Raw genomic sequence first — 14,618 nt, forward strand, 5'->3', positions numbered from 1 at the left:
TTCAGTTGCAATTAATCCTGGCTGAAGCGTAATTATAGTTGCAGTTAATCCTGGTTTGAAAATCTCTTGATTGCAGGTTTGAGCGATTAGTATTGCAGGTCGTTACAGGTAGCAAGTTTACTTTATTTTTACCAAATCGATTGCATCTGGAAGATGAGGTCGATGAAGGAGAAAATTGTACTGTCTCTACATTGCCTTCTCTAGCCATTCCTCAAAATAAAACTATTTTGCTTGTGGAAGACGAGCAAAATACTGGTATTGTGCTACAAGATTATTTGCAAACAATTGGCTACCAAGTTAAGTGGATCAATAGCAACGATGATTTTTTGAAGCAGGTGCAAATTCTAGAGCCAGATTTAATTTTGGTAGATGTCCAGTTAGTAGGTGATGCCAGTGGCTGGGATTTATTAAATATTCTTAGACAAGAGCTTTCTTTAGAAGATTTGCAGGTGATAATGATGGGCTTTGGGGAACCTTCAGAAGATAAAATTTCTATTTTGCAAGCTGGTGCTAACGACTATCTTCTCAAACCAATTAGAGTATTTCAATTAGAGTCAATGTTAATGCGATATTTGGGTGAGAGTGATTTTGATATCAACCAAACACCAATATAAATGCTTGGCGATCGCACTTACATTTTTAGTCCCCAAGAGGTATTGTAAAATAATACCAAGCGATCGCTTGATGTTGTTCATCCCTTTGGTATAGTCCAACCCAGACATCGCTGCAATTAATATAAAAATATAAAGATTACACAAAGCTCTGTATTTCTATATACAGATATAACTCACAAATATGAAGAGTATGCAAAGATGCCTATTTAAGTATAGACATCTAAGTAATATTCTGTACTTAATTATTATTAGCTTATTCAGATGTTCCCTATTTTCAAGCCAAATACTACGCGCACATAGCTGAAAGCCAGAGCATCAAAATCGCTTTGTTTCCTATGTAAGCTATTTCCTATTCTATTGTCAAGATAGCTGATAGCGGGAAAATACCACAACCAAGAGTAAAAAAGGAATGTAACCTACTCCCTTGGCAAGCTAGTGAGACTTAGGCATTGACAAAAAACTAGTGTGAATTTGAAATATTCAAGGCTGATTCTACGACGCTTTGCCAGCGATGCCTGCGCCAGGCTACTAAATCAAAGATAGTTGAAAAAAGCCTGAACTAGCTATTTTCGTGAATTCACACACTCAAGAATTTGACAGTGCCTAAGACTTAGATAGTCCGAGATAGTTACATAAGCATTACTTACAAGCTACTCAACAGTGCAAATATTTGGGAAAAATTGCTAACTCTCAAAGGTGAGATAAGTATGCCAAAAGCATTAACTCTTGGCGAGTTCATCGTGTCCTAAAACAGCATTCATAGCAAGTTGAGAACTTAAAGTTACTGAAAAAATCGATTCAGGTAGGTAAAAGTTATGGCAAATATCAATGGAACCAGCGGTAATGATACTCTAGTGGGTACTTACGATGCTGACAAGATTAACGGTAAAGCTGGGAACGATATCATCATAGGTTATGGAAATAATGACACCCTAACTGGTGGGGGTGGCAATGATAGATTTATTTTCAGCTCCTCTTTCGACTCCCAGTACGAACCTGACACCATCATTACTGATTTTGGTGGCGTAGGTAAAGGCTCAAATCCCTCGGCAGCAGTCGTAGCCGAAGTGGATACATTGATATTTCAAGGTTCTGGGTTGACTGTCCAAAATCTGCTGCTTACTCAGAATGGCAGTAATCTGGAAATTTCCTTTGGCGGTAAAAAAGTTATCCTGCAAAACTTTACCTTGGAAAACCTAGATAACCTTTCAACGCTGGGCAATATCCTGTTTAATGGACAAATCAGCATCACCGACAGCTTTGATGTCGTCAATGCTAACTCCACCCAACAGAACCCGTTCCGCAAGAACACAGTCACCTTCTTTAACGACCTGAATAACTATGTCAACGGCTTTGACAAATCAGATGATGTTATTAATGGTCAAGGTGGTGATGACTACATCAACGGCAAGAGTGGCAATGACCTGCTCCGTGGCGGCGCGGGTAATGATACTCTCATTGGTGGTGCGGGAAATGATGGTCTCAGCGGTGACGAGGGTAATGATGTTCTCAGCGGTGGTGCGGGGAATGATGGTCTCAGCGGTGGTGAGGGGAATAACACCCTTAATGGTGGCGCTGGTAACGATACCTTTAGTTTTAGCTTTTCAACAGGCGATAACCTACTAAATGGAGATGATGGCAATGATTATTTTTCTGCCTATGTCTTCTATCGCGACGGTGATGGTGCTTCTGGAAATAACACACTCAACGGTGGCGCTGGTAACGATATCTTGAATATTGACAATTCAAGAGGCGATAACCTACTGTTTGGGGGCGATGACGATGATTATCTCTCTGCCTCTGGCGATACAAATAGATACGGCAACTATGCAGCATTTGGCAATAACACCCTAAACGGTGGCGCTGGTAACGATACCTTGAATGTTAACTTTGCAAGAGGCGATAACCTACTGTTTGGGGGTGATAACAATGATTATCTCTCTGCCTCTGACTTGAATTTCCTTGATGGTTATGCCACTTCTGGCAACAATACCCTCAACGGTGGCGCTGGTAACGATTTCTTGGGTGTTGACTTTTCAACAGGCGATAACCTATTGAACGGGGGCAGTGGTAATGATTATCTTAGAGCTTCTGCGTACTATCCCGACGGCTACTTATTCCCCTACGTTGGCCCTACCGGCAAGAACACCCTCAACGGTGGTACTGGTGACGATACCTTGAATGCTGACTATTCAAAAGGCAATAATCTGCTCTCTGGTGGCGATGGCAATGATTCTCTTTCTGCCTCTGGCTACTACCAAGATCAACCAACAGACTCTTATTTTGTTACTGCCTCAGGCAATAACACCCTCAACGGTGGTGTCGGTAACGATAAATTAAATGTTGACTTTTCAACAGGCGATAATTTACTAGATGGAGGGTATGGCAATGATTCTCTGAGTGCCTCTGGTAAATACGGGTATACTCCTGGCTCCTTTGGCAAGAATACTCTTAACGGTGGCGCTGGTAATGATAGGTTGAGTGTTGACTATTCAACAAGCGATAATCTGCTCTCTGGAGGAGATGACGATGATTATCTCTCCGCTTACTATACTGCTTCAGGTAAGAATATTCTCGACGGTGGTGCTGGTGATGATAACTTGAAGGTTGACAATTCAACAGGCAATAATACCCTCAACGGTGGTGCTGGTAATGATGACTTGAGTGCTGACGATGCAAGAGGCAATAATCTGCTCGTTGGGGGCGATGGCAATGATTATCTCTCTGCCTCTGCCTTTGGCAACTACAGCGGGATTGATTTGGGCAATAATACCCTCAACGGTGGTGCTGGGAACGACTTCTTGGATGTTCAGTTTTCAACAGGCCATAATTTAGTTGATGGAGGTAATGGCAATGATTATCTCGTCGCCTCTAACGCCTCAGGCAATAACACCCTCAAAGGTGGTGCTGGGAATGATACCTTGGTCGGTGGAAATGGTAATGATACCCTCTATGGAGGGACTGGTACTGATACCTTTGTTTTCAATGGTTACGGTCAAGGTGTTAGTAGTATTTATGACTTCAACGCAAGTAGCGAACTTATTTGGGTATCGGCTAGTGGTTATGGTGTAGACTTATTACCAATTTACCTCTCAGCTAGTCAATTTACGCTTGGAACATCTGCAACGACGAAGGATCAGCGAATTATCTATGATGACACTACAGGTGCATTATACTTTGACGGAGATGGTAGTGGCGGTGCGTCTACTCTAAGAAAATTTGCCCAACTATCTGCTGGACTGTCATTGACCAATAACAATTTTTATGTGACTGCTTAATAGTAATGAGTGCTTCATGATTATAAGCAGAGAATAATAAGAAATTTGGTAAATGCGAGATGCCTTTAATAGCATCTCGTATTTTATATCATGTCCGGTTAATTACTTACTAAACCCGAAGAATCCCAAAGAGCCAAAGCGGTGCTTTGTCTCCCCTAAGAGCTTGCTCTTAGGGGATTAAGGGGTGGGGTCTAATGATTAGCAAAATCATAACTAATTACCCTAACACGATATTATTTATTAATAAACCGATATAGAAATACTAAATTATGAAACCTATAACATTTTTTTCATTTTTACATGAGGAATACCAGCTTCTTCAAATATTTTTCCTTCTTCTACAAACCCCAATTTTAGATATAAATCTTTGACATATTCTTGAGAATGAATCACAACTTCACGAATATTTTTACTAGCTATATATAAGAGTGCATTTTCCATGATTTTCTTACCAATACCTTGCCCTCTAGCTGTAGACAAAACAGCTAGTCTTTCGATTTTGGCAGTTTTTTCATCTAAATATCTAATTCTGCTAGTGCCCACAGCTTTATCATCTAAATAAGCTATTAAATGGTCGGATGTTTCATCCTTGCCATCAAATTCTAAAGCAGGATCTACGCCTTGTTCTTCCTGAAAAACTGATTTTCTAATTGCGGCGATCGCTGGAAATTCTTCGGGTATTTTAGCAACTTTTATAACTAAATTACTCATGAAACTTTTTCTAGTTTTAGAATAATTAAAAAAGGTGGGTTTCCCCACCTAATTCTATACTTTAATCAACTCCGTCAATTGGTGCAAAACCTTGGCGCTGAATATTTTCTGTGATTGCGCGTGGTTCTAGGAATTGCAATAGGTAATCAGGGCCTCCGGCTTTAGAACCTACTCCCGAAAGTTTGAATCCGCCAAAGGGCTGCCGTGCAACTATAGCACCTGTGATGGTGCGGTTGATGTACAAATTCCCCACTTCAAATTCTGCCTGCGCTTGCTGAATGTGGGAAGGTGTTCGAGAATAAAGTCCTCCAGTCAAGGCGTAGTTAGTTCCATTGGCCACTGCTAAGGCTTGTTGGAAATCTTTCACCCGAATTACCGCCAGCACAGGGCCAAAAATTTCTTGTTGGGAAATTACCGCATTGGGGGATACTTCACTAAAAATCACAGGGCCGATAAAATATCCGTGTTCTGGTGCGGGTAACTCCAAGGCTAATTGTGCTTCTGCCTTACCCTTTTCAATATACTCGCGGATGCGATCGCGGGCATTGGCATCAATTACCGGGCCGACTTGGGTACTAGGTAACTCTGCTTCCCCAATGTTCAGGGATTTTGTTGCTTCCACCAACCGCTGCACAAAGGTATCATAAATCGGTTCCAGCACAACTACCCGCGAACAAGCAGAACATTTTTGGCCGCTGTAACCAAATGCGGACTGCACTACCCCGACAACTGCTTGGTCTAAATCAGCACTTTCGTCGACAATAATTGCATTTTTGCCGCCCATTTCCGCAATTACTCGCTTCATGTGCTTTTGTCCGGGTTTTAGTATGGCTGCATCTGCGTAAATTCGACAGCCCACTTCTTGAGATCCAGTAAAAGCAATCACATGAGTATCTGGATGATTTACCAAATAAGCGCCGACTTGGGAACCCTTACCAGGCACGTATTGAAATACACCTTTAGGAAAACCAGCATCAATTAAGATTTCTGTGAGTTTGGCGGTAATTACAGAAGACGTTTCCGCAGGTTTGAGGAGAGTACAATTCCCAGAAACTAGGGCTGCTACGGTCATTCCACAAGCGATCGCCAGCGGAAAATTCCAAGGAGAAATCACCACAGCAATTCCCCGTGGCTGGTAAATATAACGATTAGTCTCACCTGGTATGTCGTAAATCACACCTTTATCTAACCGTTCCATTTCATCGGCGTAGTAGCGACAAAAATCTATCGCCTCGGAAACCTCTCCATCAGCTTCCTTAACTGGTTTTCCAACTTCCAAAACCATCCAAACTGCAAGTTCAGCACGGCGTTCTTCCATCAAATCAGCCGCTTTTCGCAGAATCTTAGCGCGTTCTTGAACTGGTGTTTTCCGCCACCCAGGAAACGCCGCCTTCGCAGCTTGCATCGCTTGTTCGGCTTGTTCAACATTGATTAATCCGACTTTCCCAACTACCTCACTGAAATTAGAAGGATTGAGAGAATCAACAAATTCCGACGTGTTAACATACTCCCCATTAATCAGCGGTAAATAAGTTTTACCCAACTGCTGACGAACCGCTGCAAAAGCCTCTGCTGCCTTCTTCCTACCCTCCTCCTCAGCATAATCTGTATCTGCCGCCCCAACAAAACCTCTATCTTCCTCTCTGCGCCTCTGCGTCTCTGCGTGAGACACATCCACAACAGGCGCCGCCAACAACTCCTCAATCGGTCGATTCTCCAAATTCTGCCGTAAAAATGAACTGTTAGCCGTATTTTCCAACAATCGCCGAATCAAATATGCCATTCCAGGCAATAATTCACCGTAAGGACAGTAAACCCTAACGCGATAACCCCTATCAACCAAAGCCTTGGCGACTTTATCACCCATACCGTAGAGGACTTGCAACTCAAACCGACGGCGGGGGACATTTAAAGTTTCGGCTATGGCAATGGCACGAGCGTGCGATCGCACATTATGGCTACCAATGGCAGAATACACATATTGATGATTTTCTAGCAATAACTGAGTAATGGTTTCAAAGTTAGCGTCAGTTGCGGCTTTATCATTGTAAACTGGCTGTGGCCAGTGCTTCTGTGCTGCTTTAATAGTTTCCTGATCCCAATATGCGCCTTTTACCAAACGGATTGTTAGGGGATAACCGCGCTGTTTTAACCAAGAAATCACGTTTTTAACATCTTCCTCGCTATCACGCAGATATGCTTGGATTGTGATCCCAATGTCTGTACGTTGCCGAAACTCTTCTTCTAGTAAGAGTTTTTTCAAGATATTAAGAGTTATGTCCTTATAGGCATACTGTTCCATATCAAAATGGACAGCTGCGCCTAATTCTTTGGCACGACGTAAGAGAATACGAATGCGATCGCTAACTCTCTCTTCACTACCTTTAGCATCTAATGGGTCAAATTGAGAATAAAACGCCGTTAATTTAACAGAAACCTGGACTTTTGGTAGTGGTTCGCCATCAGCCTCATCAATAGCTGGGATAGCTGCCCAATTCTTCGATGCTGCCACCAATTGTTGCATTAATTCTAGATAGCGTTCTAGATAAGATTGCGCTTCGGCTTCAGTAATTACCGCTTCACCAAGTAAATCAATGGTGAAAGCCATTTTTTCTTTTCGCAGTCGTTCAACTGTTTTGATGACTTGTTTAATATTTTCCCCAGCAATATATTTATGAGCGAGAGTTTCAACCGCCGTACCAACGGTTGTAGCAGCAACTTGTCCTGGTACAGAGTCGGGGTTAGCAAAGTTTAGCATTCCCTTCAAAGCTGCTGGTAATTCTACAGATTCATCGCCTAAATACTCCTGTAAATGAGAGGCAATTTCTGACTTACTGTGCAAAGCAGGTAGCGTATCTATAAACCGAAATAATTGCACCCGCAACCCAGGATTACTCATTGCCCAAGCTAGCAATTTATCATCCCAGCGCATCTGATCTCGTAGGGAAGCAAAAAACGAACGATTTTCTTGGGTAGCTGCTAGAAGTTGTTTAGCAATTTCTTGAGTTTTAGCTTCGTAGGTGCTTGTTTGTACTTGTAATACCACTGATAATAAACTCCTTATTCAAGACAAGGTTTTTTTATAAAACCTGTGTCTTCTATTTTGACGCTTTAATTATATTGGGGCATTGGATATGGGGAGGTGTGGGAGGAGACGGAGGGGTAGGAGGAAAGGGAAGCATAAATTCTTTTTTTCCCCATCTCCCCACACTCCCCTCTCTCCCCACACTCCCCACACCTCCCCATACCCAATGCCCCATGCCCCATGCCCCATGCCCTATTTACTGACAAGTGTTATCCTTTTGTTGATACATTTTTAACTTGATGGGACAGATGTTGCAGTACAAAATTTTAGCTCAGTCATACTAGGAGTGGGGATACCAACGCTATGTTTACAGAAAACCTCACACGTATCTTATTTTCTAACTGGCAACGCACACTCCAGCCTTTTGGCGTTGACGAAGTAGCGGCTGATAAAGCCTTTAATCAGTTGGTTACAGCTTACTCTAGCAGCGATCGCCATTATCACACGCTAAAACACATTCATCACGTCCTCAACATGATTGAAATTTTGCAAGGTTACACCAATAACCTAACTGCTGTTCAATTTGCTGCCTGGTTTCATGATGTAGTGTATGACACTCAGGCTAAAGATAATGAACAAAAAAGTGCGGACTATGCTCTTGAATTGTTGAGTAGTTTAGGTATTTCAGAAGATACCATAGCTACTGTTACGAATCTCATTCTCAACACCAAAGAACACCAGGCTGCGGTGGATGACTTTGATAGCCAAGTCTTACTTGATGCAGATTTAGCGATTTTTGCTGCTAGTCCAGTTGATTATACAGAATACGTCTATGCTATTCGCAAAGAATATGACTGGGTGTCAAAAGCAGAGTATATTGTAGGGCGGCGGCAAGTTTTAGAAAGATTTTTAAAGCGATCGCATATTTACTTTACACCTTTAATGTTGGAGTTTGCCGAACCATTCGCCCGGAGTAATATTCAGGAGGAAATTAAGTATTTAGCTTCGGAATATGTTTTTGATTAAAGCTATGTAATGCTTGGGAAATTTTTCTTTATATTGTAAGTGCGATCGCACTTTCTAATTCTCTACTGAAATCTTTATTGCTCCATCATTTCATGATATGTAGGAATCCGTTTTGATTACTGAACTGATTTGCGTAGGAAGGCAATAGGCAACAGGCAATAGGCAATAGGGTTTTAGAAAATGAATGTGTACTCAGTTTTGTTCAAAAATCAAATAGGAGTCCTATAGATAAACTCTTGTTCCTTCTAGGGTGAATAGCCCTGTGGAGGAAATAGCAAAAACTATCTGGTGTTTGGGAAGCAAATCTTGGCAGTGGTGGTGTATTTGCCACGCTTAGTGATGCCCCAATGACAGCATCAGACTTTGTAGTGCAAGCATAATTTATTTAGAGGCGTTGCTGAATAATCGGATGATTTAGGCTGACGCGGGGACACAAAGAGAAGTCTGAGCGCCGCAAGCCTGCGCTCAGAACTTCGGGAGACACGGGGATTATGTCTTGATGCAAATTCTCAAATCATCCCGCAATTATGCAACGCCTATTTAGAATAAAAAACTCCAAGCTTGGAGCAAAAAACTTCAAGCTTAGAAGATTGAGCTTTGATTAACGTCTACTACCGCCACGATGAGGCGTTTCAGTTTCTTCTTGTTTTGTTTTAAGGGCAAATACTTGTTGATGCTGTGGCTGCTGAATTTTTTGCAGTGCAAATTTGGCACGGGTACGAACTCCGAGATCTGCATCTGTATCTAACATTTGCTGAAGTCGATCTTTAATACCTGAGGCTCGATCTGGTAAGGTAGTTGCAATCGCCGTTGCTAATGCTTCTAAACTCGTGACTACTGCATAGCGCACCACCCACTCTGGATCTTCAGAAATTAATAGTAGTGCCTCTATTACCTGAGTCTGCACAGATTCGATTTTCTGTGATGGTAATTGATACCAACGCAATGTGCCTAGTCCCCTAGCTGCTGCCCGCCGCACACTCAAGGAAAAATCGGTTTTTGCGGCCTCTAGCAAAGTCTCCAAGCCGCGTAAATCCCCAATTCCCGCCAAGGCGCGAATTGCCCAGGCTCTAGCGCCATAATTGTAGTCATCAATCAGTTCCAATAGCGGTGCGACTGCGGGTTCTCCGATGGCAATCAATCCATCTACCGCCGCCACCGCCGCCCCCGGATTATTGTAGCCCAAAGCTGCAACCAAAGTCGGAACAGATTCTTGTATCCGAGCCGCTGCTAACTCTTGAACTGCATCTAACAAGCGATCTGATGAATCTGCTTCTTCCACAGCACGAATCAATATTTGGGCAAGTTCACTGTTATCCATATTAATTTCACGAGTCATTATCAGTCAGCTAATTGTAGCTTAAGTTATACGTAGTCTGTATTATGTATAAACCCCCTAGCCCAAGTTTGACAATGGGTTGGGGGTTTATATATGGAAAAAATTTGATTTTTAAGTATTAATCACAACTCATTTCTAAGGAATTATGACTACAAAAGCGAATCCATCAAATTCATCACTTTAATAGCACCTGCTGATAAACCTCTTGTTGCTGTATGATTGACTTGATGTTCCAGCAATCCTTTGAGAGAGATGAGTTTGAGGCTATTTTCCGCCAAAGTCTCGGCTATGGCCTCAGCTGCGGGTAGATAGCCGATGGCTCCCAAGTCTGCTAACACAGCTCGACGCAATTGCAGTTTTTCTCCTGCCAAAGCCTTTACTAACCGTTCTCCATAAACTGGTTCTTGGGTTAACTGATACATGGCTCGTGCAGCCGCATATTGCACCAGTTCTATGGGATGCTCTAAGAATGGTTTGACCAAAGGAATGGACTCAGTAGCCTGCAAGCTACCCAAGGCTTCGATAATTGCGTCGTAAGGTTGGGATAAATCTGGTTGCTGTGACTTTAGTTTCTCTCCTTGTAAACCTGCTTTTAATAATTCAATCAGTGCAGGAATACAAACCGGATCACCTAGCATATCTAAAGATTGGGCTGCTGCTTCCCGGACATAAAAATCTGAGCAGTCTAAACAAGCAATTAAGGGTTTTACTGCCTGGCTGTCGCCGATTTTCCCTAATGCTCTAGCTGCGTTGCGCCGCAAAGGATATCCGCCTTCTGGCGTTCTATCATCTTCATCCTCTAAGGCTTTAATTAATCTTGTAACCGCAACTGGTTCGCATATCCGAAACCTACCCAACCACCAAGCGGCATAAAACCGCAAACCCAAATCTGTGCTTTGGAGATTTGCGATCGCCTGTTCTACTGTTAACTGTTCGCCTCCAGGTGAATCCCCTGGAGGGGATAAATCTTCAAATTTCTGCGGATTAGAATTCATCAGAAGGAAGATTTACTCTATTAGCTATCTGTTTTCGGCTCAAAACTTAATGGCTGAATGTTAACTATTCTGCCACCCAAACGAGTAATCCGCTGCATTTCTTGATTCATGCGATTCTCAGGCACTATGATAAATACACTGCCACTAGAACGAATCGGATAGCTAATTTTTTCGGTTTCTTCACTTTGGCGCAAACCAACTACTTCATAGCGGAAGTAGCGACTACTAGTTCTACCACCAATAAATTGTCCAACCATAAATCAATCCAAAATTTATTTCAAAATTTATTTTTTATTAGTCATTTGTCTTTTATTAGTTAACAGACGCGATTAATCGCGTCTCTACTAATAACTATTGTACAGACAAGGGTTAATCGCGTCTCTACTAATGACTATTGTACAGACAAGGGTTAATCGCGTAATGACTAATGGCTCTAAAGTGGCTTGACGCTGGCGATTTTACCACCTTGTTTTACCACTCTTTGGAAGTAGCTAGATAGCTCTTCGTAAGGTATGATTACGGCTTGATTAACACGACGTGTCTTAGGATATCCCGCTCCAAAAACGCCTGCTACTTCAATGCGGTAGAGTCTGCCTTCTTTACCAAAAGTTCCTGCGCCACCAAAAGTGCTGTTGGGGGTAACGCCTTTGGCAGAAGCAACATAGGCAAAGCCTGAGGGGCCACCGGAGGGAGGAATCACAGCTGATGCAGCATTACGACCTAATTCGCTAGCCAAACGGGAAGACTTACCTTTGAGTTGGGAGCGATCGCTACTAGCATACCCGCGATAAAGTTGGAATAGGCGGCTAAATCCGACAGTTTTCTGCCCAGTTTGAGTTTCAAAACCGCGATAGTAAGGCACTATATTTTCCCCAAAGTTGGCTTGATACTCTGGCGAATCAATATAGGAATCAATGTCGGCATCGTAACCTTTATTTTGGTACAAGTCTAAGTGATAAACCACATCAGACTCATCGTAAGGAGCACGACCCAACAAATGTTTGTAGTTCAGTTCAATGACGCGAGTTTGGAAATTGTCGTAGAAAAATTTCTTTTTGTACAGTTCTGATTTAGCTACTTGACGCACAAACTCTTGGACGGTGATTTTGCCATCGCGCAAAATAGATTCGGCACTGATGAGGCGGTCAGCTGCCAATATGTAGTCATTGCCCAATAACTGACGATAGACGGCAGAAATTACTCTTTGTATGTCTTCTTTAGTTGCATTTGGACGCAATTCTACAGGAGCGCTATCGATAAAAGGTTCTGCCCCTAGACGGGACGCTGCTGTTGTAATTGTCATCTTCAAAATTCTCCTTGAGTAATACCTAATTCGCATTAGTTAGGGGAGTAAACAATAGGGAATGGAGAGTAATCAAATTCCCTAACTACTCCCTACTCCCTATTCCCCTAACCCTATTCCTAACTTACACAGCTGTGAGGCTAATCACTTTACTGCCTTTACGATTGAGTTGCTGCAACTTACTAGAAAGTTGTTCGTAGGGAACTATCAACTCGGCAGTACCACGCCGTACTACAGTTGAATTGGGAGAAGCTGCTTGTAGGAATCTAATCCGGTATGCTTCTCCACGACTACCTGTAGACAGACCAGTTAAGGCTCCTGAAGATACTGGGTAGATGGGTGAAGCCAGATTCTTAGCTATTTCCCAGGTTAGCTTTCCTTGTTTTGTCCCTTGAGCGCGATCGCTATTCGCATAACCCCGATACAATTGAAACAGCCGGCCATAGCCAACGTTTTTCTTTCCTACTTGGCTTTTAAAGCCTCGGTAGTAGGGCACAACATTTTCACCAAAGTTCTCTTGATATTCTGATGAGTCAATATAAGAATTTATTTCCGCTTCGTAGCCCTTTGAGTTGTATAACTCAACATGGTAGGAAATTTCCGACTCATCTTCCGGCGCACGACCTAATAAATGCTTATAATTCAACTCGATAAATCGAGTTTGTGAGTTGGAGTGGAAAAACTTCTCACGATAGAGTTCTGATTGAGCAATGGCTGATACAAAACCACGGACTGAAATTGTACCCTGCTGTAGCAATGATTCAGCACTTTCTAAACGCTCGCCTTCCAGTAGATATGCATTACCCAATACTTGACGGTAAGCTGCTCGAATCACCACTGCCACATCTGCTTCTGTTCTATCAGGACGTAGTTCTACTACTCCTGAGCTTTCAAATGGCTCAATTCCTAGTCTTGCTGCTTGTCCCAAAGCCGCCATCTTTAACCTCCTCAGTTTTAAGTACAAAACTGAAAACTTTTTAGAAAGTTTTTTTTAATCTTTTATAGCGGTTGAACCATAGTTTAGGACATCAGCTTACAGTTAAACTCAGAATTCAAGAGCTTTCGCAAGCTTGTTGCCTATTGCCTATTGCCTGTTCCCTGCTATAACTGTCTTTTGAAAATAAAACTGCCCGGAGAGGTAAGCAACTCATAGAACTTACTTGTCATAAGAGCTGATTTCCTCTCCGGGCTAAAGCAACACTCTAGCTCAGAGTATTAATTACGTAGTCGATGTAGGAATTTGCTTCAACAGCTGGGTCGCCGCTCAAACCGTGGTTAGCTTTGATGTACTTGAGAGCTTCAATGTACCAGCTAGGAGACAAATCGAATGTTTTGTTGATTTCAGCTAAGCCAGAAATCAAGAAATCATCCAATGGGCCTGTGCCACCAACAACTAAAGCGTAGGTGATAATCCGCAAGTAGTAGCCGATATCGCGTACACACTTAGCTTTACCGCGTTGGTCGTGCGCGAAGTTGGGGCCTTGTTGTTGGGTGGTGTAGGGGAACTTGTTGTAAACAGCTTGAGCAGCACCTTCTGTCAAGCGTGAGGCATTTGCACTCAAGGATTTTGCTGCTTGCAAGCTAGCAGGCGCTTGGCGAAAACGACCAAAAGCTACTTGAAGTTCGGTGCTGCTGAGGTAGCGACCTTGAGAATCAGCCGCTGAAATTGCTTCGGTTAGAGGTGTTTTTGTCATTTTTGGTACTTCCCTTTAACAAACTTTTCGTTGAAATTTTGTTTTGTCTTGCGGACAATTATTTCACCCAATAGCAGCGGTGCTTGGATTAAGCAACAGCAGCAGCGGCGCGATCGAAGTAGCTAGCGATTTCAGCTGCTAAAGCGCTGCAATCTCCTCTGGTGATGCCATTTGGATCGTTAACAATCTTTAAGGAAGCATCTTTGAGCTTTTGAATACCAACAGCAACGGAAGCTCCAGGAGTTCCCAATGCTAAGTAGGTTTCGCGTAAGCCATTGAGGGCGCGATCGTCTAATACGCTAGAGTCACCAGCAAAAACTGCATAAGTAACATAGCGGAGGATGATGTCTAAGTCGCGGATACAAGCAGCAGCGCGACGGCTGGTGTAAGCATTACCACCAGGAGCGATCAATTGAGGTTGTTCTGCCCACAGATCGCGTACCGCAGCAGCAACAATAGCAGACGCATTGCTGGTAATGCGGTTAACTGCATCTGCACGCTTGTTACCATCTTTGACTAGTTCGCTCAAAGCATCCAATTGTGCATCGGTGAGATATTCCCCACGTGTATCGGCTTGGGAAACTACTTTTGCAAATGCATCTAAAACCATTGCGTTAAACTCCTAATTGGCTT

At 42.8% G+C, this 14,618-nt stretch carries 13 protein-coding genes; 4 read left to right on the forward strand and 9 right to left on the reverse strand.

Going from position 1 to position 14,618, the window contains the following annotated elements:
• Window positions 1–92 precede the first annotated feature (92 nt).
• Window positions 93–614 carry a response regulator gene (locus tag H6H03_RS24455; protein ID WP_190957655.1) on the forward strand — a complete coding sequence of 174 codons (522 nt, stop codon included), beginning with the start codon at window positions 93–95 and terminating at the stop codon, window positions 612–614.
• Window positions 615–1,429: 815 nt separating this feature from the next.
• Window positions 1,430–3,892, forward strand: coding sequence for a beta strand repeat-containing protein (locus tag H6H03_RS24460; protein ID WP_190957656.1), 2,463 nt, complete (start codon window positions 1,430–1,432; stop codon window positions 3,890–3,892).
• Between the two features lie 276 nt (window positions 3,893–4,168).
• Here H6H03_RS24460 and H6H03_RS24465 read toward each other — a convergent pair whose 3' ends face one another.
• Window positions 4,169–4,603 (reverse strand): GNAT family N-acetyltransferase, encoded by a 435-nt coding sequence (locus H6H03_RS24465; RefSeq protein ID WP_190957657.1) that lies wholly within the window; start codon window positions 4,601–4,603, stop codon window positions 4,169–4,171.
• A gap of 61 nt (window positions 4,604–4,664) precedes the next feature.
• Entirely contained in the window at window positions 4,665–7,649 is a 2,985-nt protein-coding gene (pruA, locus tag H6H03_RS24470; RefSeq protein WP_190957658.1) for an L-glutamate gamma-semialdehyde dehydrogenase, read from the reverse strand.
• Window positions 7,650–7,723: 74 nt separating this feature from the next.
• On the opposite strand from pruA, the gene H6H03_RS24475 reads away from it, so the two are divergent.
• Together H6H03_RS24475 and H6H03_RS24480 are read left to right on the forward strand one after the other, a co-directional pair.
• A complete protein-coding gene (locus H6H03_RS24475) occupies window positions 7,724–7,891 on the forward strand; it encodes a hypothetical protein (RefSeq protein ID WP_190957659.1) in 168 nt (55 codons plus the stop codon).
• A gap of 100 nt (window positions 7,892–7,991) precedes the next feature.
• Entirely contained in the window at window positions 7,992–8,654 is a 663-nt protein-coding gene (locus H6H03_RS24480; RefSeq protein ID WP_190957660.1) for an HD domain-containing protein, read from the forward strand.
• A gap of 601 nt (window positions 8,655–9,255) precedes the next feature.
• On the opposite strand, the gene H6H03_RS24485 is transcribed toward H6H03_RS24480, so the two are convergent.
• The 7 genes from H6H03_RS24485 to H6H03_RS24515 form a co-directional block, all read right to left on the reverse strand.
• Window positions 9,256–9,975, reverse strand: a complete 720-nt coding sequence (locus H6H03_RS24485) for a HEAT repeat domain-containing protein (protein ID WP_190957661.1) — start codon at window positions 9,973–9,975, stop codon at window positions 9,256–9,258.
• A 167-nt stretch (window positions 9,976–10,142) separates the two neighbouring features.
• Window positions 10,143–10,988 carry a HEAT repeat domain-containing protein gene (locus H6H03_RS24490; protein WP_190957662.1) on the reverse strand — a complete coding sequence of 282 codons (846 nt, stop codon included), beginning with the start codon at window positions 10,986–10,988 and terminating at the stop codon, window positions 10,143–10,145.
• 20 nt (window positions 10,989–11,008) lie between these two features.
• Window positions 11,009–11,245, reverse strand: a complete 237-nt coding sequence (locus H6H03_RS24495; protein WP_190957663.1) for a phycobilisome linker polypeptide — start codon at window positions 11,243–11,245, stop codon at window positions 11,009–11,011.
• Window positions 11,246–11,421: 176 nt separating this feature from the next.
• The gene (locus H6H03_RS24500) at window positions 11,422–12,291 is read right to left on the reverse strand and encodes a phycobilisome linker polypeptide (protein WP_190957664.1); all 870 of its coding nucleotides are present in this window, start codon (window positions 12,289–12,291) and stop codon (window positions 11,422–11,424) included.
• A gap of 124 nt (window positions 12,292–12,415) precedes the next feature.
• Window positions 12,416–13,228 (reverse strand): phycobilisome rod-core linker polypeptide, encoded by an 813-nt coding sequence (locus H6H03_RS24505; RefSeq protein WP_190957665.1) that lies wholly within the window; start codon window positions 13,226–13,228, stop codon window positions 12,416–12,418.
• Between the two features lie 265 nt (window positions 13,229–13,493).
• The gene (gene cpcA / locus H6H03_RS24510) at window positions 13,494–13,985 is read right to left on the reverse strand and encodes a phycocyanin subunit alpha (RefSeq protein WP_190957666.1); all 492 of its coding nucleotides are present in this window, start codon (window positions 13,983–13,985) and stop codon (window positions 13,494–13,496) included.
• Between the two features lie 88 nt (window positions 13,986–14,073).
• Window positions 14,074–14,595, reverse strand: a complete 522-nt coding sequence (locus H6H03_RS24515) for a phycocyanin subunit beta (RefSeq protein ID WP_190957667.1) — start codon at window positions 14,593–14,595, stop codon at window positions 14,074–14,076.
• Window positions 14,596–14,618: the final 23 nt, after the last annotated feature.

The sequence above is a fragment of the Nostoc paludosum FACHB-159 genome, assembly GCF_014698835.1.
Classification (GTDB): domain Bacteria; phylum Cyanobacteriota; class Cyanobacteriia; order Cyanobacteriales; family Nostocaceae; genus Nostoc; species Nostoc paludosum.